The 22000-nt window shown below is 46.4% G+C and carries 20 protein-coding genes, 1 pseudogene and 1 riboswitch; of the genes and pseudogenes, 11 read left to right on the plus strand and 10 right to left on the minus strand.

Annotated features, from left to right (window positions below):
- Positions 1 to 85: 85 nt before the first annotated feature.
- On the minus strand, positions 86 to 1090 hold the full coding sequence (locus FD47_RS00625; RefSeq protein ID WP_171034982.1) for an NADP-dependent oxidoreductase: 1005 nt from the start codon (positions 1088 to 1090) through the stop codon (positions 86 to 88).
- Positions 1091 to 1282: 192 nt separating this feature from the next.
- Between FD47_RS00625 and FD47_RS00630 the strand changes: the two genes are divergently transcribed.
- Positions 1283 to 1621: an ArsR/SmtB family transcription factor gene (locus tag FD47_RS00630; RefSeq protein ID WP_054732170.1), complete on the plus strand. Its 339-nt coding sequence runs from the start codon at positions 1283 to 1285 to the stop codon at positions 1619 to 1621.
- A complete protein-coding gene (locus FD47_RS00635; RefSeq protein WP_054732172.1) occupies positions 1618 to 2304 on the plus strand; it encodes a type 1 glutamine amidotransferase domain-containing protein in 687 nt (228 codons plus the stop codon). The genes FD47_RS00630 and FD47_RS00635 overlap by 4 nt, the downstream gene beginning before the upstream one ends.
- A 137-nt stretch (positions 2305 to 2441) precedes the next feature.
- Here FD47_RS00635 and FD47_RS00640 read toward each other — a convergent pair whose 3' ends face one another.
- From FD47_RS00640 to FD47_RS00655, 4 genes are read right to left on the minus strand one after another with little or no spacing between them, the layout of a single operon-like run.
- A complete protein-coding gene (locus tag FD47_RS00640) occupies positions 2442 to 3332 on the minus strand; it encodes a polysaccharide deacetylase family protein (protein ID WP_054732174.1) in 891 nt (296 codons plus the stop codon).
- Positions 3325 to 3633 (minus strand): hypothetical protein, encoded by a 309-nt coding sequence (locus FD47_RS00645; RefSeq protein ID WP_054732176.1) that lies wholly within the window; start codon positions 3631 to 3633, stop codon positions 3325 to 3327. Before FD47_RS00645 ends, FD47_RS00640 begins: the two co-directional genes overlap by 8 nt.
- Complete coding sequence (locus FD47_RS00650) at positions 3633 to 4847, minus strand: glycosyltransferase family 2 protein (RefSeq protein ID WP_056979915.1); 1215 nt, start codon at positions 4845 to 4847, stop codon at positions 3633 to 3635. The genes FD47_RS00645 and FD47_RS00650 overlap by 1 nt, the downstream gene beginning before the upstream one ends.
- Positions 4848 to 4880: 33 nt before the next feature.
- Positions 4881 to 6017 carry a family 20 glycosylhydrolase gene (locus FD47_RS00655; RefSeq protein WP_225352671.1) on the minus strand — a complete coding sequence of 379 codons (1137 nt, stop codon included), beginning with the start codon at positions 6015 to 6017 and terminating at the stop codon, positions 4881 to 4883.
- Between the two features lie 381 nt (positions 6018 to 6398).
- Here FD47_RS00655 and FD47_RS00660 point away from each other — a divergent pair, with 381 nt between their 5' ends.
- Together FD47_RS00660 and FD47_RS00665 are read left to right on the plus strand one after the other, a co-directional pair.
- Complete coding sequence (locus tag FD47_RS00660) at positions 6399 to 7331, plus strand: AEC family transporter (protein WP_054732178.1); 933 nt, start codon at positions 6399 to 6401, stop codon at positions 7329 to 7331.
- Positions 7332 to 7446: 115 nt separating this feature from the next.
- Positions 7447 to 9180 (plus strand): annotated as a pseudogene (locus FD47_RS00665) (pyruvate oxidase).
- Positions 9181 to 9280: 100 nt separating this feature from the next.
- Here the strand turns inward: FD47_RS00665 and pnuC are convergent.
- From pnuC to FD47_RS00680, 3 genes are all read right to left on the minus strand, one after another.
- Positions 9281 to 10099: a nicotinamide riboside transporter PnuC gene (pnuC, locus tag FD47_RS00670; RefSeq protein WP_225425005.1), complete on the minus strand. Its 819-nt coding sequence runs from the start codon at positions 10097 to 10099 to the stop codon at positions 9281 to 9283.
- 167 nt (positions 10100 to 10266) lie between these two features.
- Positions 10267 to 11166, minus strand: a complete 900-nt coding sequence (locus FD47_RS00675; protein ID WP_225352672.1) for a hypothetical protein — start codon at positions 11164 to 11166, stop codon at positions 10267 to 10269.
- 153 nt (positions 11167 to 11319) lie between these two features.
- Positions 11320 to 12624 (minus strand): LLM class flavin-dependent oxidoreductase, encoded by a 1305-nt coding sequence (locus FD47_RS00680; RefSeq protein ID WP_054732184.1) that lies wholly within the window; start codon positions 12622 to 12624, stop codon positions 11320 to 11322.
- 165 nt (positions 12625 to 12789) lie between these two features.
- A riboswitch (TPP riboswitch) is annotated at positions 12790 to 12883 on the minus strand.
- Positions 12884 to 13084: 201 nt separating this feature from the next.
- On the opposite strand from FD47_RS00680, the gene FD47_RS00685 reads away from it, so the two are divergent.
- Positions 13085 to 13477: a hypothetical protein gene (locus FD47_RS00685; RefSeq protein ID WP_054732185.1), complete on the plus strand. Its 393-nt coding sequence runs from the start codon at positions 13085 to 13087 to the stop codon at positions 13475 to 13477.
- A 123-nt stretch (positions 13478 to 13600) separates the two neighbouring features.
- Here FD47_RS00685 and FD47_RS00690 read toward each other — a convergent pair whose 3' ends face one another.
- Together FD47_RS00690 and FD47_RS00695 are read right to left on the minus strand one after the other, a co-directional pair.
- Complete coding sequence (locus FD47_RS00690; RefSeq protein WP_054732188.1) at positions 13601 to 14158, minus strand: phosphoribosyltransferase family protein; 558 nt, start codon at positions 14156 to 14158, stop codon at positions 13601 to 13603.
- Positions 14159 to 14160: 2 nt separating this feature from the next.
- On the minus strand, positions 14161 to 15237 hold the full coding sequence (locus FD47_RS00695) for a hypothetical protein (RefSeq protein WP_056979916.1): 1077 nt from the start codon (positions 15235 to 15237) through the stop codon (positions 14161 to 14163).
- 295 nt (positions 15238 to 15532) lie between these two features.
- Here FD47_RS00695 and FD47_RS00700 point away from each other — a divergent pair, with 295 nt between their 5' ends.
- The 6 genes from FD47_RS00700 to FD47_RS00725 all read left to right on the plus strand — a co-directional run bounded on the left by FD47_RS00700 (position 15533) and on the right by FD47_RS00725 (position 21967).
- A complete protein-coding gene (locus tag FD47_RS00700; protein WP_054732190.1) occupies positions 15533 to 16399 on the plus strand; it encodes a DUF3737 family protein in 867 nt (288 codons plus the stop codon).
- Entirely contained in the window at positions 16399 to 17577 is a 1179-nt protein-coding gene (locus tag FD47_RS00705) for a MalY/PatB family protein (protein WP_054732192.1), read from the plus strand. Before FD47_RS00700 ends, FD47_RS00705 begins: the two co-directional genes overlap by 1 nt.
- 357 nt (positions 17578 to 17934) lie before the next feature.
- Complete coding sequence (nrdJ, locus tag FD47_RS00710) at positions 17935 to 20184, plus strand: ribonucleoside-triphosphate reductase, adenosylcobalamin-dependent (protein WP_040537491.1); 2250 nt, start codon at positions 17935 to 17937, stop codon at positions 20182 to 20184.
- A gap of 166 nt (positions 20185 to 20350) precedes the next feature.
- Positions 20351 to 20626, plus strand: a complete 276-nt coding sequence (locus FD47_RS00715) for a hypothetical protein (protein ID WP_056979917.1) — start codon at positions 20351 to 20353, stop codon at positions 20624 to 20626.
- A gap of 100 nt (positions 20627 to 20726) precedes the next feature.
- Positions 20727 to 21263: a cob(I)yrinic acid a,c-diamide adenosyltransferase gene (locus FD47_RS00720; protein WP_054732195.1), complete on the plus strand. Its 537-nt coding sequence runs from the start codon at positions 20727 to 20729 to the stop codon at positions 21261 to 21263.
- Between the two features lie 14 nt (positions 21264 to 21277).
- The gene (locus tag FD47_RS00725) at positions 21278 to 21967 is read left to right on the plus strand and encodes a FadR/GntR family transcriptional regulator (protein ID WP_054732197.1); all 690 of its coding nucleotides are present in this window, start codon (positions 21278 to 21280) and stop codon (positions 21965 to 21967) included.
- Positions 21968 to 22000 lie beyond the last annotated feature (33 nt).

Raw genomic sequence — 22000 nt, forward strand, 5'->3', positions numbered from 1 at the left:
TTTTTCATCCAACTATGGGGGTTCACTTCAGGGTTCACTTCAGATCTTCGGCAGGTTGAAACGGCTTTTTATTTGGTTATTTTAATTAATGGTCAGCGATCCGCACGATCACCTTTCCCTGGGCGCGGCCGGTTTCTAAATAATCGACTGCGGATTGAATTTGAGAAAACGGGACCACCCGATCAATCATCGGCGTGACTTTTTTGGCTTCGATTAAGTGATTGATGATTCGCAATTGGGCCCCACTTGGCTTCATAAATAAAAACCGGTATGCAACCTTGGTTTCCCTTTCCAGTTTGCGAATTGATCCGTTGGCAAGCCAAAGCATCGCTTGTTTCCACCATGGAAGCCCATAGCTTTTAGCAAAATGGCCATCGGGAAGGCCGGACAACGAAACAATCTTTCCACCAGGTTTGACGATTTTAAAGGTTTTCTGTAACAGATCTCCCCCCATCGTATCGAACGCGGCGTCATAATTTCGAAGGACCCGATCAAAATCAGTAGTGTGGTAATCAATGACTTGATCCGCGCCAAGCTGAGTGACCAGCTCGGCGTTTTTCGCGCTAGTTGTCGTCGCCACAAAGGCGCCCATTTGCTTGGCAATCTGAATCGCCATCGTTCCAATGCCGCCAGATCCAGCTTGAATAAATACGTTATCCCCCGCTTTAATCCGCATCAAGTCACTTAACGCTTGGTAACTCGTGAGTCCTACAAGGGGAACCGCGGCTGCCTGTTCAAAGGTTAAATTTCCCGGCTTTGGCGCGATATCATTCTGATCAACGGCAATGTATTCGGCAAAGGTGCCAATGCGATTTTTCTGAACCCGCCCATATACGGCATCCCCAACGTGAACGTTTGTCACGCGGCTGCCGATTTGTTCAACAATCCCGGCAAAGTCACTGCCTAAAATGAGTGGCATTTTGTAGTGGAGAAGGAAGCGCAACTTGCCATCTCGGGTTTTCAAATCAATCGGGTTAAGACTGGCGGCAACAATTTTTACTAATACGTCAGTTTCTTGAATTTTCGGGACCGGGACAGTGGTTAACGTTAAATTCCGTTGCCGATACTTCTGAATAACGGCTGCCCGCATTGTTTTTTCCATGATAAGCGCTCACTTTCAATTTCAATCGGTTCTTTCGTTTAAATATTTAAACGAATTCAAACTAGATTCTACTGGCCCTTTTTCAATTCGTCAAGGATTTCAGTGTCCGCCACTTTAGTTGACATCAAAAAGGGTTCATGGTTTAATAGTTTAAATAAATAAACCAAAGGATGTTTATCTATGGAAAACCTATCAGCTTTAAAAAACGAATTTGCGGCCCTCAGTGATTTTCTCATTGCCCTTGGTGATGAAAAAAGACAGGCAATTATCATCGCGCTACTGGAAAATCCTCAGTGTAACGGTCTTCGAGTAACCGAGTTAACGGATGCCACCGCCCTTTCGCGCCCGGCAGTTTCGCACCATCTAAAAATTTTAAAACAGGCCCATCTTATTGAATCACGCAGCGAAGGGACCAAGAACTTCTACTTTCTGTCTCACCACATTAAGGAAATTGGTCAACTCAAGGCGCTATTAGACCATGTAAGCACGATTATTCAATCAACGGAGGATCCCGAATGACAACTAAAAAAGTCCTGATTGTTCTCACAAATGTCACCCGCTATCAAGGAACAGATGACGCCACCGGTTTATGGTTAGGAGAAGCAACTGAATTTGCTGAAGAACTGCAGCGGGCAAACATCCCATTTGACTACGTGAGCCCAAAAGGCGGCTTTGTGCCACTGGATCCCCGCAGCATGAAGTACACCGACAAATCAATCATGGCCTTTTATGAGACCCCCGACTTTCAGCAACGGGCCCTCACCCACTCGTTACGGCCCGATCAAGTGAATCCTGCTGATTATGCAGCCATTTACTTCACCGGCGGCCACGGTGTTATGTGGGATTTCCCAAATAATCGTGAGCTGCAATCAATTTCATTAGCCATTTACCAAAATAATGGTTTTGTGACATCGGTTTGCCACGGCGTTGCCGGGTTACTGAATCTTAAGGATGACCAGGGCAACTACCTCATTGCCGGCAAATCAATCACTGGTTTTACAACCATGGAGGAAGTGATCGCCGGAAAAAAACGCGTCGTTCCGTTTCTTAACAAACAAGTTGCGCAAAAACATGGTGCTCATTTTAAGAAGAAACGGGCCTATCGGGAATTTGCCATCCAAGATGGTCAGTTAATCACCGGTCAAAATCCCTTTTCAGCCCGAAAAGTTGCGCAACTTTTAATCGCTAATCTTTCCAAGTAATTTCCTCTTAAAAATGAGTCCAACGGTTTCGAACAACCCTTAAATAAGCCCTTCATTCCAACATCCTGATCAGGACATTCGAGTGAGGGGCTTATCTTCAATACCGCATTATTTACTTCTTGAACTCCGGTGATGGGTCACTGCCGAATCCACTTGGTGACACTTGGCCAGCTATTATGGTTAATAATCACCCTTGGCGTTTCCTTTAAATCGCTGTGGTCCGTCACAATGCCGTCATTCAAGGTTAAAATCACTTTGAGGCCGGGGCGGGAAGCCAGAAACTTTTCGACCATCGGTGTGCCGCTTCCGTATGGATACGTAAAAATCGGTGATTTGTAGCCAATTTTTTCTTTCAAAACATCCTGACTCGTGGCGTAATCCCGCTTAAACCGCATATAATTTCCGGGAAGGTTAAACACCGGCGTGCCATTGTCTACCAGGTAATGCATCCGATTGGTATGCACCGCAAAGGTTGCTAGTTTACCGGCACGCTTCTTCATCTTCAAAATTGCCGGCCAGGTTGCCAGTTTGGTTCCCTGTTTATACCAGCCCGTGTTCCCGGTAATGATTGAATCAGTGAACGGGTAGTGATGTTTAAGCAGGACCGGTAAAGCATTATCGATCATGGTGCGATCAATATCATCGAACGTAATGGTTACGTAACGGCCGTGAATTGGTTTGCGCTTTTCAACCATCTTAATCATTTGGGGCATCGAAATCACCTTAATGTGATGGGTTTGCAGATAATTCATTTGGGATTTAAATGCAGGAAGGTTGACGTTGAAATCGTGAAACTGACTGTTGGGTGAGACCCGTTCATCGAACTTCACCATGTCATTTGGCGCTAAGATACGGTGATAGCAAAATACCATTATCCCATTTTTGACGTACTGATCATGGTGCGAAATTTCAAAATCTGGTTTATTTCCAAGTTGATACTTAATATTATGGTGAACACTGACGGCAAGAAACGCCAAGAAAACGGTAATTACCGTCACAAGAATCCATTTACGCTGCGTCTTAGTCATCTTGATTTGCCCTCCGTTTCAAATGATGAATTCGTAACCAGCCAAAGATAATCATTAACGTTGCGATTACAACGACTAACAGGGCAAAAATCTGATAGGCCCGAAGTGACAAATTTAAAAGCAAATAATCAGCAACCAAGGTATCGGAATACGCATTCAATAAGAAGCAAACGTTAATGTAAATCACGTAACCGGTAATCAGCCACAGCGCAATCAAAATAATGGCCCTTCTAAGCATCGTCAAAATTGGCGCCCGCTTGCGAATGATTAGTCGGGAACATTCTGAAGCTTTCTTCATCATTAAAGCCCCCGATCCGGACTGCGCCAACTGCCAACATGCCGGGGATCCAGAAAGAACGACCCCAATGACGTCAAGCAGCTAACCAGATTGATGAACCAGTAAAAGATGACGTATAACGGTAAGAGTAGCAGGTCTTGCCAACTAATGAAATCCGACTTTCGTGAATCCGCGTAACCAATCAGAAACTGAACAAGACTGATAAACAGCAACAGAAACAAAATCACGCCATCCATAATCAAGTCACCGGTAAAGGCAACCGTGAACAGGTAGAACAGCGTCACGAACGAGCAGCTAATGGCCCAAAGATCACTCAAAACCATATCCAGCAATAACCATTGCTCACTCAGCCGGCCGGTTACCAGCATCTCCCGATTGCGAAACAGAACTTCGAAGCCACCCCGAGCCCAGCGCCGCCGCTGATTGATCAGATCGCGAATTCGTTCGGGAACCAGGATCCAAGCAACCGCCCGCGGACAGTAAATTACTTGCCAGCCGTGATGGTAAAGGCGCCAGGTAATGTCGATATCTTCCGTAATGGCGTCAATGTTCCACCAGCCGGCATCTTCAAGTGCTGCTTTTCGATACGCGACTACAACCCCCGAAACGGTGGTGATATGGCCCGTCACAAATGCTTGGCCGCGCTTAATAATATCAATCACCCCAACGTACTCCAGCAGCTCCAAACGGCCCAGAATGCTGGTCCGATTACGAACGATGGGTTTGCCAGCGACCGCGCCCACCTTGGCATTATTGTAAAACTGCGCCAACATGGGCTGAATGACGTTCGCGTCAACGTAACAGTCCGCGTCCAGACAGAGAAGAAAGGTCCCGGCTGCCTCCTGAGCGCCAACGTTCAGGGCGTTGGCCTTTCCACGATTTACTTCAATATTGACAACTTTAACCGGAAACTGGGACTGATATTGATTTGCCAGTTCATGCATCACCCTCAAGGTGTCGTCCTGGCTGCCGTCGTTAATTAAAACCAATTCAATGTTGGAATAGGTTATGTGACTTACTGATTCGACAACGCTCGCCAACGTGTCCTGCTCGTTATGTCCCGGAATCAAAACGGAAACCAAATCATCCGGTTGACCGGCATGGAGATTTCGTAACGGTACTGTTCGCATTTGAATCGAATAGAAGATTGAACCCACAATCCAAACAATCGAAACGATCACCGGATACAAAATCACGAACGTGCTAATGGTATTCATTGTTATCCCCCCTAGAATGTCATGAACAACGGATTAAGCCTTGCGCGCCAACTTCAAAAAGTCTTCGATAAACGTCGTACTAGCCTGATAAATTTGCTGATCAGATATCCTCCCCGCAGCATCCGACCAGATTGACGCGCTACTGCCAACAATGCCGTGGCGGGTCTTTAATTTCGTTTGGTGGTCAGTATGCCAAAGCATCGGCGTCCAGTATTGTTTCATGTCCTTGCTCATATAGGCAACGCTCTTTGGCTTGAGATTGGCCTTTGACACGTTGAAATACAGATAGTAATCGTTGTAGTTAAATACCTTGAAGCCGTTGTGAATCAGCCGGGGCATCGAAGCCCACGCCTTTTTCCGTTCCTTGCCAAGTTCACCAGACTGATCAGCGGTCCAATTCCAGTAGGTAACCTGAATATCATGATTGATGTCCTTTAAACTGTTGGTTAAAAACCCATCGTTCCAAGCCTCCGGCGTAAATCCAAGCTTTTCAACGTTTTCGCTGGTGGCATTCAGGTAATTGATGTAGGCGGTATTCTTTGTGAGTTTGTCAGTAAACTCATCGCCGCCCAAGTGAAATCGTTTAATTTGCTGATCCGCAAACTCGCTTGCAATTTCACGGTCCATCCGCTTTACAAACGCGATGCTGGCAGCGTTCAAATGAAGCTCATCCCCGTAACTTTTAGATTGCCAGCTCAACTGCTTAGCGAGTTTGGCCTGACCTGACGCCCTCAGTGTTTTTACCAACCCGGTGACGTGGGCCGGCGTGTCAATCTCGGGAATCAGTGTGATGTGGTGCTGCTTGGCATCTTTCAGTAAATAAGCAATCTGCCCCCGGCTGTAAAAGGCTTGATGAGATTTCTTGTTCCGCCAAACGCCGGCCGTTTTAGTGGCCCTCCGGGTAGTTTGCCCCGCCGCCTTGTTTTCAATCGCAAAATCTTTGTCATCGCTTAGGTGCAGCTGAATAAAGTTGCCATGGTGGTCACTCACTAATCGAATGAACTTGACCAGTGTTGAAACTTGATAGTGGTGCCGGGAAACGTCAATTGTGACGCCATTAAAGCCCCGGTTGACCGTCGACGCTTTCTTTGCCACCGGTTTAGCGGCCATACTGCACCCCATCAATAACACGATTAACGGCATTAGAAGTAACCAAAACTTATGTATCATCCGCGAATCCCCCCAAAATGAAATTTGTTTGAAATATATTTGCAATATTTAAATCGACCCTAATAGTAACAAAGAATCATTGAATTACTACTAAAGCTAACCAAATCACAAGGATTGTTAGAATCTCTTAATAAATTTCATCATTTTACTCATTTCATTTGCCATTCGATGAAAATCCGATCATCAAAAAGCCGCTGACAATAACAAAAAAGATTTGCCACGACTTTTGACGGATCTATTCATCACTTTAGCTCCTTTCAACTGACTGAAACCACGATAAACCCTTGTGTCCATTCCAAAGCAACCATATTCTTAAATGAAAACGCGCTATAATAAAACTAATTGTTTTCAGAAAACCAATGACTTAATAGGAGTGATTACGTGCAACTTGGCCAGCTTACCAATCAAATCGTTTTAATGTTCGTTCTAATGCTGATTGGGGTACTCATCAATAAACTCGGTTTCATGCATCCCCAGACGTCTAACGACCTCACAAATATCCTGCTTTACATTGTTTCACCCTGCTTGATCATCGGCGCCTTCGAACAAACCTATTCTGCGGATCGAATGAAACAGTTATTGCTGGTTTGCGGGGGAATCTTTATCTTCTATATCATTGAAATAATCGTTGCCCAAGTTTCCTTCAGCAAAATCAGTAACATTAACCTGCGCCGAATCACCAAGTACGGCAGTATTTATTCAAACGCCGGTTTCATGGGGGTGCCACTGACCAGCGCCCTATTTGGCAACACCGGGGTCTTCTTCGCGGTCGCTTCACTAGCTGGATTTAACATTTTCAGCTGGACGCACGGGGTGTCACTTTTCAAAACGTCCAGCCACGAAACCGACCATTGGCAGAATTTCCAGGAAATTATGGTGAATCCAAACATCATTGCCATTTTTGTCGGCCTCATTATCTTTCTCCTATCGTATCAACTTCCCGGTCCGGTTAACCAAATTGTCCATTATGTCAGCTCAATCAACACGCCATTATCGATGATTGTGATTGGCAATAGCCTGGCAAATATCCATATCAGCCGCCAATTACTGGATTGGCACCTGTGGCTGGCACTATTTTTCCGGAACATTTTGTTTCCGATTCTCGCCATTATTGTCCTTCAATTACTAACCGTTTCCGGTGTCGCTCTCTATACCACCGTCCTAATGGCGGCCTGCCCCGCTGCCGGGTTAGTGGTTCTATTTACGCTGCAAGCTTACGGAGATACCAGCCCAGCGGTGGCCCTAATGAGCCTGTCAACCATTCTCAGTTTGGTGACCATTCCACTGGTATTTGCGTTAATGATGGCGATTTAACTTAAGAAAATTGGGCTAATTGTTTAGTTGTGCACAATCACATTATTTGTATAAAGGCATTAGATTAACTAGAATGAAAATAAGTTTAGAATCTAATACCGGGAGTGATCAATTTATGAGTCAAACTGGAGCAGATGAGTTAGTTCAAGTGTTGGAAGACTGGGGCGTCAGCCATGTTTATGGATTGCCTGGCGACTCAATTGATACCACCGTGGATGGATTACGAAAGAAATAGGCTAATATCAAGTTTATTCAGGTCCGTCACGAGGAAGTTGGGGCGCTGGCCGCGGCATCCGAAGCCAAGCTGACTGGAAAGTTAGGCGTTTGCCTTTCAATCGGTGGCCCTGGCGCCATTCACATGCTAAATGGGTTGTACGATGCCAAGATGGACCACGCGCCGGTCTTAGCGTTACTTGGTCAGGTTAAATCCAACCTGTTAAATACCGACTACTTTCAAGAAGTTAATACGCCCAAATTATTTGACGACGTGGCCGTTTACAACCGTGAAATTAAGTCGGTTAAGCAGATTCCCAAGATTGTTGATGAAGCCATTCGTGAGGCTTATGCCCACCATGGCGTTGCCGTTTTGACAATTCCCGACGATATTCCAGAGGGCAGCATCAAATCCGCTTATCACTCCTCTGCCAAGTCCTTCCAGTTACCGAAGCCAACTGCTCCTGATGACCAGGTTACCGAAGCCGTTAAGCTTCTTAACGCGGCTAAAAAGCCAATTGCCTTAATTGGCCGGGGCGCGCGAGATGCCTCAACAACTGTTCAGAAATTTGTTGAAACCTATCACATTCCGTTTGTTCAAACATTACCGGCCAAGGGCACCATTCCCGACGACCATCCAAATTCACTGGGTAACGTTGGCAAGTTGGGAACCAAGCCCGCTTATGAGGCCATGCGGGAAGCGGATATGCTTATTCTGATCGGAACGAATTATCCGTACGTTAACTTTTTGCCAAAACCGGGTAAGGCAAAGTGTGTTCAGATTGAAATGAACCCACTGAATTTAAACCGCCGTTATCCAGCGGATGTCGCCATCAATGCTGACAGCGGCAAGACCATTTCCCAGATTTTGGCAAGCGGCCTGCGCCCAAGTGACGGCCAATTCCTTAAGGCCTGTCAAGAAGACATGGCCAACTGGAATAAGTGGATGCATGGCAAGCGGTCGCTGGACAGCGAGCCAGTAGCGCCAGAAAGTTTGTTTGACTACGTTCACCAAACCGCCCCTAAAAATACCGTCTTTTCAATTGATGTTGGAACGGCAACGTCTTGGAGCGCGCGGTTCCTGCCAATCGAGCAAAACCAAAAGTTTCTCATTTCCGCAAACTTGGGAACGATGGGGTGCGCATTGCCCGGGGCAATTGCCGCTCAAGCAGCTTACCCTAATCGACCAACCATCGCGATCAATGGTGATGGCGCGTTTGCAATGGTTATGGAAGATTTCGTTACCGCCGTTAAATACAAGATGCCACTGATCTGCATCGTGCTGAATAACCAGAAGCTCGCCTTTATCGAATACGAGCAACAAGAAGCCGGCCAGCTGAATTATCAAATCGACTTAAAAGATGTTGATTACGCAAAGTTCGCCGACGCTTGCGGTGGTGTTGGGATTACCGCTAAAAGTAATGCCGAATTTCGATCTGCGCTGGACCGGGCTTATAAGATCACTGACCGTCCAGTTCTCATTAACACCTACGTTGCCGATAACGCTCCGCTTCCAGGTAAAATCGTCAATAGTGAAGCAGCCGGATACCTGTCATTTGGGCTCCAATACGTTGGCAAGCACCACAAGATTCCGGAGTTGCCACCATTGAAAGATATCATGAGACAATTCTTCTAAAAAAACATGACAACAAAAACAGGGATTCTCGCCGACTATTTGGTCGGGTGAGAATCCCTGTTTTTCGATAATAGCATTCATTAACTGCTTGACCGTTACCTTAACTTCCAGCCGTAGCGGGTGACTCCTTTTGCAACTTGGAAGTCCACATATAGTACCCGTAAACTGAGTTAATCAGATATGCGAACCACAGGGCAATGATAATTGGATTGAAGTTAATCGTCCAAAGCGTCACTTCGGCAACGTTACCCAAAATCCACAACAGCCACTGACTCGCGCCGTAACGCAACACCATTAGAAGCTGAGCGAAAACTTGAACGACCACGCTTAGCGCATCCAACCAGGGATGGGGATCCAGGGTGCTTGATAGTAAAGGTACTCGGGTCAAAAACCAGCCAAGTGCCAGCCAGCCGAGGAGCACGAGAATGGTGAGGCCAACCCATCCCCATCGCGACAGTTCCTTGACCTGGACAACATCAGACTCATCGTTGGTTGCCACATTGCGCGCCGTCCACTCGTAGATCCCGACAAATTCAAGAATGAAGAAGTATAGGTTCAGATAAACCTCACCGTACAAGTGATTGGCGAACGAAACGTAGATGTAACTGGCATTATTTAAAATTGCCCAGAAGTACTGCGTGATGCGGCCATCGGCACAGACGACAACACTGACGATTCCGGTCACCCCGGCAAATAGGCCAATAAACCCAATTAACGTGGTGTCCGGCTGCAATGAGAACCGCCCGTGGGAAAAGAAGAGAAAGAACGAGCCAAACTGAATGGCAATTAACATTAGCAAATACAAACTTCGTGACCGACTCATTCGGAAAACATCGTTAAAGATTTGTTTGGGACTAAACGTCCACCGAACCGCTTTTTGGAGAATTGTTCCGTTTGATGGTGCATGATTTGTTATCAAAACGATCGCCTTCTATAAAAGTATTTTTTACTTTTAATGTTTAAAGTAAAAATTACTTTTATAATAGACCTGATCTTTTGAATTGCAACTATTTAGTTTTAACGATTTGAAAGACCGCGGCCACGGCCATTCAAGCGATTGATCCAGAATTATTGCGGGAAGAAACGTTAGTATGCCACAATGGTTAGCTTCGGCTTCCAGGTAGTACCAGACCGATCCGGAACAATGTACATCCCAAAGTGCTGCTGGCCGGACTGCTGGGCAACCCGTTTCACTTGCAAATAAACGGTTACCGCATAGTACCGTAATGCATTGGTATCCTTATGTTTTAACCAGTACGCATAGTAACCGCCCATGGTTTTGGTATCGACATCCTTAACGGTAAAGCTCAGTGCAGTTGGACTGGCAATTCCGGCCTTTGTTGCGGCATCTTTGTTGCTGATATCCTGAGTTGCCAGCAATTTCGCCATTGTTGAAAGTTTGGGATCATAGGTTCCCTTCCCCTGCATGTAACCCGTGACCTGTTCGGTAACCAGGTTTGCAAACTGGGATTGCGGCAAGTTTGCAAGGGTCTTCAAATTATCCCGGAAGAAATCCAGCTTATTTGCCAACGTGTAAGGCATCACTGCCTTAAGCGCGGTCCCTTTATAATCGGGATTCAGACCCTTGGTTAGCGCTCCTCGCCACACATAGCCCGTAACGGCACTATATGGTGAATAGAGTTCGTAATAAACGTTGCTGCGATTACCGTGCTTGATTACAACGCTGTTTTTAACATACCATGTCGTTTTAGGATAATTCTTCAATTTATGTAACGGTTTGGTATGAGTCGCGTTCCACATATATGCGGAACTGCCTGACAGCGCGTAATAAGCCACTGCCTCTTTGCGGTTCAAAAATTTTGTCCAAACATAATTCTGATTGGAAACAACGTTCGTGCTCGATTGTGAACTTGTTTGTGCACCTGTTTTCACTTGTGATTGCGATTTGTCAGCTGCTTGTACCGAGCCGTTGGCCATCACCCACGCCAACCCCAGTGCAACAACCATCCATCCAATTTTCTTCAACGCGTTATCCTCCTAATACCAGCCAAATGATCACCATTTTCTTCATGGTTTAATACCCTACTGGTTAATTATACCTTGATTCACTCACATAAAAAATGCCCATCACAATTAAGTGGTGAACATTTTTCGTTAATCAAGATTATTCCAAGGAAATCACTTATTTGGTATTGTCAGTCCCAAGTTGTCCCGCAGCGTTGTTCCGGAGTATTCTTTTCTGAACAATCCCCGCTTCTGCAAAATTGGTACCACGTGGTCAACCATATCTTCCAGTGACTCCGGATAGGTTGGCGCCATGATGTTAAACCCATCGGCAGCCCCATTTTCAAACCACTTCTGCATCATGTCGGCCACCTCTTCCGGAGCCCCGACAACGGTTGCATGACCACCGCCCGCAGCTAGTCGCTGGAACAGCTGCCTTGCCGTTGGATGTTCCGTATCAACGATCCGTTTGATGACCTCATAACGTCCCTTTGGCCCAGAAAATTCCCGAACATCGGGTAATTCCGGTACCGGCGCATCTAAGTCCCATTGCTTAACGTCCTGACCCAGGAAATCACCCAATTGGGCAACCGAATCTTCCAATGGTAACAATTCATCCAAAGCAGCCTGTTTGCGAACCGCTTCCTCATGCGTGCTGCCAACATAGGGAACCAGTCCCGGCAAAATGGCAGGCACATCGGTTGGCCGCCGGTATCTGGCCGCCTTAGTCTTTAAGTCCTGGTAGTAATTCTGGGCCTCCTGCATGTCCCAAGCCACTGAGTAGATTGCCTCAGCGTACTTTGCCCCGAGGTTCTTGCCCTGAGCCGATTGACCTGCTTGAAACAAAACCGGTCTTCCCTGGGGACCAGATGGAATATTTAAAGGCCCCCGAACGTTGAAAAATTCACCATGATGATTAATTTCATGAATTTTTGACCGATCAAGCCACCGGTCATGCTCAGCATCATTAATAATTGACTCAGCCGGAAATGAATCCCAGAGTTCAATCATCGTGTGAATAAATTCGTCAGCCCGCAGATATCGTTCCGCATGGCTTGGCAACTCGTCCATACCGTGATTTTGGGCCTCCTCGTCAAACATCGAGGTAATCACGTTAACGCCTGCGCGGCCGTGGCTAATATGATCCAGACTGGTAATGAGCCGCGCCATATTGTATGGATCGTAAAGCGTAGATGAAACCGTTGGGACCAACCCAATATGGCTGGTCTTGGTTGCCATCGCCGTGACCGCAGTAATTGGTTCCAGGAAGTAGGAAACCCCGCCATAGTAGCCACCCATGATTGATTGACCGTCCGCAAAGAAGATTGTATCAAACTTTCCGCGTTCGGCTAATTGAGCTAATTTTTCAAAGTATTCGATTTGGCCAACTTGATCGATGGTTGAATGAGGTCGCCGCCAAGCAGCCCCATGATGGCCAGAACTGAATAGGAGTGCGCCGAGATGCATTTGTTTTCTCATAATTTCCTCCGTTTATTAAAAATAATTTAATAACTTCCAATTTACCACATTTTCGCGGCCAATTCCTCCCTATTTAGGCCCTCCAGCGCAAAAATTAAGCATCAAAAAAAGCCCACCTTCTGTTAACACAGCGTAGTGGACTTTCAGACATTTCCCCAAAGTAAAGAGTTGCTGGAATGGTTCTCCCTTCGGCAGTACTAACTGCATCAGGTTCCATGGGTTTTTCTCAGCTTAACTAAAAGCACCCCAGACCACAAAAATAGATTAAATTTGACTACAATTTAATTTAAGCCGACTCAATTCAAAAAGTCAAGACTTTTTAGAGACCCATCAGTGCTTTCCAAGCCACTCTCCCCCCAATCTTTCGAAAACCCAATGGCATTTGCATCCGCCACCACAACGGTGTTATCCTTTCGATAACTATGTTAATCGGGGATTCAGAAAGAAGTTTTATCTCAAAATGAAAATTGAATGGCGTTACAGCCTCATTAATAACATGCCGCTTATTGTGTTCGGGGTCATCTATTGGTTATTCAAGGGTGCCAGCCCCCCGGGGTGGGATCAACTCGCCATCTCGCTGGCTGTTCTGGCGGTTCTTTGGCTGCCTTACTACTTATTCGTTCAACGGCCGTACTTCAGCCGGCATCCCGAAGAAAAACCGGGAAGCCACATTATCTCTGGGTTGGGCTGGATTATCACGGTCATTTATATAATGGCGATGGTGGTGCTTCTCAAGCTCGACGTTCAGCCCGCTGCTAGTCCGGCAATCGTTTTGGTAACAATTTCGCTTGTTCTGTGTATTCGGGACTCGCTTTCTGTGAAACGACTTGCCCTACAGCAAGAGCAGCACTAGTCTCGCTTCTGCCAATGTCACCACTCGGGTAACTGTTGGGAACCCATTAATTTAACAATGCTCAAAGTCTGCTGATTGATTTCAGCAGGCTTTTTTAGATTATTGAATGATAATGACAACCGATCACTTAATCGGTTTAGTTGAAAACAACGGTAATTTTTCCAGGTAAATAATATCCGTTCGCTTTGCCGCGTCACCTTCCGCTAAAATTGCGCACTTAGCAACCGTTTTTGCGTGGGCCTTCTTTAAAAGCCGCTCAGCTGCTTCCAAAGACCCGCCGGTAGAGATAACATCATCTACCAAAATAACCCGCTTACCGGCAAGTTGTTGGGCATCGTGACCATCCAGCACAAGCTTTTGTTCATCCGTGGTTGTGATAGAATTAACGGCCACTTCCAGAGGATCGGTCATATAGGCCTTGACGCTCTTGCGGAGAACCACGAACGTCGGATGGTTGGTAACCCGGCTCATTTCTTCAGCCAACGGGATCCCCTTACTTTCAAGGGTCACAATGTAATCAAAGTCGACGGTGATTTTGGTGGAAAGCTGCTCGGCCGCCTGATGAGCGAGTTGCGAATCACCCAGCAGGACAAACGAGGCAATCGCCGTCGTGTCGTTAATCGGAATAATTGGTAACGTGCGTGTTAATGGACCAATTTTGAGTTCGTATGTTTGTTTCATGGTTAGACCCCCAAGCCGACAAGCGGCAGAATGAATTTCAAAGCAGCGCCGGTTAACAGGCCGGCAAACGGATCAACGATCGCGGTCACAACTAACGTCAAAGCCGCAATCACACTATTAGATCCCTGCATTGCCGTGGCCGCGTTTTCCGGAAAAATCACCACGGCGCCTAAAATTAATAGAAAACCGGCAATTGATGCAGACGGCACATACTTGCCGATCTTCGGCAGCCATCCGGCAAACAGAATGACCGCCATGATCAGCATCATCATGATTCCGGCAATGACCGGTTCTGGCGCGCTGGCAGTCGCGGAAATGATGGTTTCGACCGGTGCCCCGCCCAGCAAACTAGTACCCATATCAGCAAACGCCTGGGTACCGGTCAACAGATTCAGGTTCACCGGGTTGGGTTTAATTCCGGTCATTTGGCCGGTAATCAGCCCGTAAGAAATGTTGGCACCGATGTTCAGACAGGCTAAGCTCAATGCGCCACGAACAACCCGCACATTGAAAATTGGCTTTAAAAAATGAAATCGGCGTTCAACCACGTGCGCTGGTAATTCAGCCTCGTAGTGGGTCGCAAAAACCGCAATTAAACTGGAACCAATGACTGATAAGGCGATCGTCCAGACCAGATCCTTTGTCAGTAAGTAAGTAATAATCGCAATGGCAACCGATGAAATTCCGGCAGTTCGCTCTTTTCGCGCCATATTGACCGCAATCTTAGCCAACATGATGCCAACGCCAGCCATCATCCCAGCCATAATGGAATTTCCAAGGACCGCGACAATCTTAGTCAGGGTCCCGCTGACGCCGATGATGGCCATGATGATCGACCCGCCAAAAATAATCGACGTCCGTTCCCGAGTCGTTTCACCTAAGTTTCCAGTAAGGGCCAGTGACTCCGCTTGAAATGAAATCGGGGCAACTGAGCCGAAAGCGCCGTTGACCGCCGACGCTAACACAAAGGAAAAGGTGGTGGGGAAAACCGCAAACCCTAATCCCATCGCCATAATCCCCTGGGGAATCCCGTTCAAAACCACGCCGATTGCGGCGAGTAGATCGGCTATCCAATGCATGCCATTCATCCTCCTGATACGAATAATTATGTATTTACTATTTGTTTCGTTCGTGTTTAATTCTTATAATATCTCATTTGAACCTAAATATCCAGATTAATCGATAAAACCGGAACTTTAATTTTACCAATCCGCTTATTTGAGCTCAATTTCCGGCCTGAATATTCATGAACTGAAAATTTTCAGTTAATTTCAACCATTGATAGTCGCAACCCGTAATCAGCGTTACCATAAATATATGTACGACCAATCAACCGGCTTTAAATCAGTTGGTCATTAGAAAGGAACCAGTAAGATGAAAGAATACCAGGATCAATTTTTTGAGGGTGAACGCGCACTATTTGGCGAACATGACGCCAATATCGTCAATACGACCTTTGGTGAGGGCGAGTCACCGCTCAAGCACAGCAGTAACATCACCATGAAGGATTCCATCTTTAAATGGAAGTACCCGTTATGGTACAGCAAACATGTAACGGTTGGCCGAACGATTCTTGAAACGGTTGCCCATGCCGGCATTTGGTACACCGATGACATTACGATGAATGACTGTTCCATTCAGGCTAGCAAGACATTTCGCCGTAGCAGTCATATTAAATTGGTGAATGTCCACCTATCTAACGCTGGCGAAACCCTATGGACCTGCCAGCACGTTCGCTTGGAACATGTTCAGGCAAACGGCAAGTATTTTGGGATGAACAGCGAAAACATTTACGCGGATCATTTAGATCTCATTGGAAACTATTGTTTTGATGGTGCCAAAAACGTCGAGGTTCATCACTCAACATTGGTCTCAAAGGACGCCTTTTGGAATTGCGAAAACGTGGCCGTTTACGATTCGGTGATTAATGGGGAATACCTGGCTTGGAACACGAAAAACTTAACCCTTGTTAACTGCACGATTGAGAGCGATCAGGGGTTGTGTTACATCGACCACCTCACGATGCGCAACTGCAAACTACTGGAAACCGACCTCGCGTTTGAATACTGTTCTAATATCGACGCGGATATCACTTCCAACATTGTCAGCGTCAAGAATCCAACCAGCGGCAAAATTCACGCGAAATCAATTGGTGACTTAATCATGGACCCATCAAAGATTGATCCTAGTCAAACCACTATCACAACCGATACCAAAATCACGAAAAGGGAGTCTGCATAATGGCTGATTTTAATTCAATTATTCCCCGTCGCAATACGGATTCTGTTAAATGGGACGTTAAGGACAATGAATTACCAATGTGGGTGGCCGACATGGACTTTAAGACTGCTCCAGAGATTATTGCGGCCATGCAAAAGAAGGTTGCCTTCGGCGTCTTTGGTTATGAAGAACCTCATGAGAACTTGTTTAACGCGGTTGCCGATTGGTACCAGCGTCAACACCATGCCCGTCCCAAGACAGCCTGGATGCTTTTTTGTACCGGCGTCGTGCCCGCGATTTCCTCAGCGGTTCGGCGGGTCAGTCACGTGGGCGATAACGTCGTCGTCTCAGCCCCGGTCTATAATATTTTTTACAATTCAATCGTCAATAACGGCCGCCACGTCCTCTCAAGCGATTTAGTCTACGATGCGCACACTCATCAATACAGCGTTGATTGGGAGGATCTTGAGGCAAAATTAGCTGAACCGCTAAGCACGATGATGATTCTTTGTAACCCCCACAATCCCGTGGGAAAAGTATGGTCCCGCGATGACCTCATTCGAATTAGCAAGCTATGCATCAAGCATCACGTGACCCTGTTAAGTGACGAGATTCACGGTGATTTAGTCGTTGGCGATCCGCAATACACGCCAATCTTTTCGCTTCCCGAGGACCTTATTCAGCAAACCATCGTCTGCGTTTCACCAAGCAAAACGTTCAATGTGGCGGCGTTACATGCCGCAACGGTCATCGTGCCAAACGACAACTTGCGCCAGATTGTCAATCGCGGTATTAACACCGATGAGCTGGGGGAGCCTAATCTCCTAGCCATTCCGGGCACCATCGCAGCATACACGAAAGGCGACCAGTGGTTATCAGAACTAAAGACCCACATCAGCCAAAATCGGGCCACGTTGACTGATTTTTGTAAGCAAAACCTGCCGCAAATTCACGTCGTTTCGTCCAACGCCACTTACCTGGTCTGGGTCGACTGCGGTGAGATCACTCATAACTCGGATGATCTGGAAGCCTATATTCGTCAGGAAACCGGGTTGTATGTATCAGCCGGTACCGTTTACGGCGGGAATGGCAATCAATTCCTCAGAATCAATATTGCTTGCCCAGCTAGTATGCTGGCAGATGGTCTCCAGCGACTTAAGCAAGGTATTCAGGCCTATCAAGCCAAAACCGAAAAGTAAGGATCAAATCCTGATCAGCCCAATTGAAAGCCATTTTAAAGTTCAAATGACCAAACAGAGCGTTATTTGCAAAATTAAGTGAATTGCATAACCCTTTGTAAACACAACATTTATGTAAAATGGGCAAAATAACGGATTGTTGTTTTTTTGATTTTTAAACCCAAAATATTTTTTATCCACGCCAAGCCTTGTCGCCTCGCGGTTCATCGGTTCATCTGACGATTTCTCTTAGGCACAATATATTGCTTATCAGTCCGCATCGAGATACTATATATAGTGTCGAATCGATCAAAAACGACTGAAACAAAGTCAATATGAGTACAAGAAATACTTATGAAAAGTACGGGAGGAATCGTTATGCAAGCAATGAAACTTTCATCAGTTTCACTATCTGATGAATTTATAAATCGAGTAAAAAGCGAAATCACACCGCACTGGGGCGAATTAGGCTGGGTTACATATAAGAGAACTTACGCCCGTTGGATCCCAGAGAAGCAGCGGACAGAGAACTGGGACGAAACCGTTAAGCGGGTTGTTGAGGGCAATATCAACCTCGACCCACGACTTCACCAGAACAATGTGGATCCCCAAGTAGTCAGTGAATTAACCGACGAAGCCAAGAAACTTTACAAGTTAATTTACGGACTTGCCGCAACCCCATCAGGTCGAAACCTGTGGATCTCAGGAACCCCTTATGAGGCTCGCAACGGGGATGCCCTGAACAACTGTTGGTTTATCGGCATTCGCCCACAACCATACGGTGACAGCCACATTATGCCCGAATATTTGAAGAAGGATCAGCCAGCCGTTTCAATGCCCTACTCCTTCATGTTTGACCAATTAATGAAGGGCGGCGGTGTCGGTTTTTCTGTCGTTAAAGAAAACGTTCATAAGATTCCGTTGGTCAACAACGAAGTCAACTTGACCATCGTGATTGACAAGAATAGTAAGTCCTACGATGCTTCCCTCAAAATGGGGGCCGTTGACAAGGACGCCTACTTTGAGAAGCATTCAATTACTGATGCAGCTTACTATCGCCTGCCCGATACCCGCGAAGGCTGGGTTCTTTCAAACGCGCATCTGATTGACCTGCACTTTGCTTCAACTAATCCAAAGGGTCAAAAGAACCTGGTTCTTGATATGAGTGACATCCGTGAAAAGGGTGCTAAGATCAAGGGCTTTGGTGGAACTGCCTCTGGTCCAATGCCGCTCATCGAAATGTTATTTGACATTAACAAGATTTTGAACGCCCGCGTTCGTCGTCACTTGTCATCCGTTGACATGACCGATATTGGCAACATGATTGGTAAGACCGTTGTTGCCGGAAACGTTCGCCGTTCTGCCGAATTAGCATTGGGCTCCGCCGATGATGAGGATTTCATCACCATGAAGCAGGACCAAGAAAAGCTCATGCATCACCGTTGGGCTTCTAACAACAGTGTTGCCGTTGACTCAAAATTCAGCAATTACGGGCCAATCGCCGACTCCATTCAACATAATGGCGAACCCGGCATCGTGAACTTGGAATTATCCAAGAACTACGGCCGTAAAATTGATGGCTTGCAAAAGGACATCGATCCAAACGTTGAGGGGACTAACCCATGTGGTGAAATTTCACTTTCAAACGGTGAACCATGTAACCTCTTTGAAGTCTTCCCTTACGTTGCCAGCCAGCAAAATTGGGACCTCGATGAAGCCTTTGCTTTGGGGACTCGTTTCTCCAAGCGGGTTACTTTCAGCCCATACGACTGGGAAGTTTCTCGTAAAGCAATCAAGAAGAATCGCCGGATTGGTATCTCAATGTCCGGGATTCAGGACTGGATTTTAAGCGAATTAGGTAACCGGGTCGTTGTTGGTTACGAAGACGCCAAGGATCCTGAAACCGGCGAAGCAATCAAGAAGCCGATTTACGACAAACGTGCCGTTAAAATGGTTGATGGTTTATACAAGGCCGTTGTGAAAGCTGATAAGGACTACTCAGATGAACTGGGCTGCAACACCTCCCTCAAGCACACAACCGTTAAGCCATCAGGGACCGTTGCTAAATTAGCCGGCGTTTCGGAAGGCATGCACTTCCACTACGCCCCTTACTTGATTCAACGAATCCGGTTCCAAGATTCTGATCCGTTGCTGCCAGCTTTGAAAGCTTGCGGCTACCACGTTGAAAAGGACGTTTACTCCAAGAACACCATGGTTGCTGAATTCCCAATCCGCGCTGCTCACGCTGACAGCAAAGCCTTTGCTTCAGCTGGGAACGTTTCGATTGCTGAACAATTTGCCACCCAGGCATTCCTGCAGACTTACTGGTCCGATAACGCGGTTAGCTGTACCGTTACATTCCAACCAGATGAAGGCGACCAGATTGCCCCACTGATGAAGCAGTACCGCTTCACCACTAAGTCAACGTCGTTATTGCCTTACGTTGGTAACGAATTCAAGCAAGCTCCTAAGGAACCAATCGAGCCAAAAGTTTACGAAGAAAAGGTTATGCAGATTCATGGTGACGTTCAACGGACCTTTGAACAATTAAGCGGTAACCATGATCAAAAGGGTGCCGAAATTATCGGTCAAACCGACTGTGAAGGCGGCGCCTGCCCAATTAAGTAATAATGATCTTTTAAATTCGAATCATCCAATCACCCATTTCATGGCGGTGATCCAAGAACGGAAATCTGACCAAAGGTTTCCGTTTTTGTTTGGCGAAAACCCGTCCTGGGCGCTTGACGGTCGCGATTAGCCGCGTTAAATTACCATTATGTGAGGAGGTAATCATTTGAACCCATTCAAGAAGACGGAAAAACAGCGCGAGGAGTTTCTTCGCAATATTCGTTTTATCGATAAATCCGTGTTTGGCACGTACACGCCCGACCCGCAAAATTCCCCTGAGGAAGAACAACGCCGGATTAAATCAATCAACCGCGAATACCATCACGAAATTCGGCGGGAAAAGGGCGAAATGCGGATTCTCCATTTTAAATTATTTATGCTGGGCCACGAGCGCCTTTCTGCATTTGTGCAGGCAATCATTACCGGTCGGCAGCCTCATTAGGTACCACAAATTTTTCATTTTCCAAAATTAATTATCGCAAAATGCGCAAAATTAGCTTATGATAAATCTACTGACCCTTACATCCAAAGGAGCGACACACATGGTAAAAATCTACACTAAAGTCGGTGATCACGGTAAAACCAAGCAGGTCACCGGTCGAATGGTCCCAAAGTATGACTTACAGATTGAGGCACTTGGGGCCATCGATGAACTGGATTCTTGGCTGGGTTATGTGATCTCAATCCTGTCGCCAAAAGCTCAGGAATTAGCGCCAAAGCTTAACTTGATCCAGCATAACCTTTACGAACTGCAGGCTGATATCACCGTTAAACGGCATCATGAAATTACCGATGATAAAACCAAGCAGCTGGAAACCGAAATCGATGCAATCATGGCCAAATTACCCGTGATCAAAGCCTTCATTCTCCCCGGTGGTAATCCATCCGGTGCCGCCCTCCAGTATGCCCGGGCATTAGCTCGGAAGGCCGAACGACTAGTCGTCGAACTCAACGATAAGACCCAGCCGTTAAACGATGAAATTCTCGAGTATCTGAACCGCCTTTCAGACTATCTATTTGCATTAGCCCGTTATGCCAACTTGTTGGAAGGTTATGACGAGGAAAAAAGTAAGCTTTAATGAGGTGTTAGGAAGTGCCAACCATCCAGAACAATCAGTCAAAGTCCCAGAGTTTAGCAGATAAAGTCTCCCAGGAAATTGAAGCCGATATTTTAAACCACAAATTGGCAATTGGGGATCGTCTCCCCACCGAACCAAACTTGATGGCCCAATACAACGTTGGCCGTTCAACCATCCGGGAGGCAATCAAAGTGCTCGCAAACCTCGGTTTAATTGAAGTGATGCAGGGTAAAGGAACCACCGTCATTCATGACACCCTACCCGACCAAACCATTTCAAAATCGTTACGCGATGCGCCGGCAATTGAAGCCTATGAAGCGCGAAAAGCGCTGGAAATCAGCATTGTTAACCTTGCCTGCCTTAACCGTAACGCAACCGATTTGAAGGCTCTAGGCTATTATCTCGAAATTCGGGCGGCAGCTGCCAAACGTCATTCAATCGAAGCCTATCGTCAAGCGGACGAAAAATTTCACGAAGCAATTATTGAAGCCGCCCATAACAGTGTGATTGCGACAATTTACGAACACTTTTGGCAGTCATTCAACGATCGCTTCGGTAAGCAGTTTATCGAGCTTAAATTTCACAGTGATCAGCCCATCATTCATCAAAACATTTTAAAAGCCATTGAACAGCAGGATGTTCACCTTGCAATCCAGTGGACAAAGAAAAATATCAGTTTGTTAGAAGAAGCGGTCAGCCAGTGACGGCTTCTTTTATTATTAGGATCCAGTGCTCGA

The sequence above is a fragment of the Lentilactobacillus parafarraginis DSM 18390 = JCM 14109 genome (assembly GCF_001435895.1).
GTDB classification, from domain to species: Bacteria; Bacillota; Bacilli; order Lactobacillales; family Lactobacillaceae; genus Lentilactobacillus; species Lentilactobacillus parafarraginis.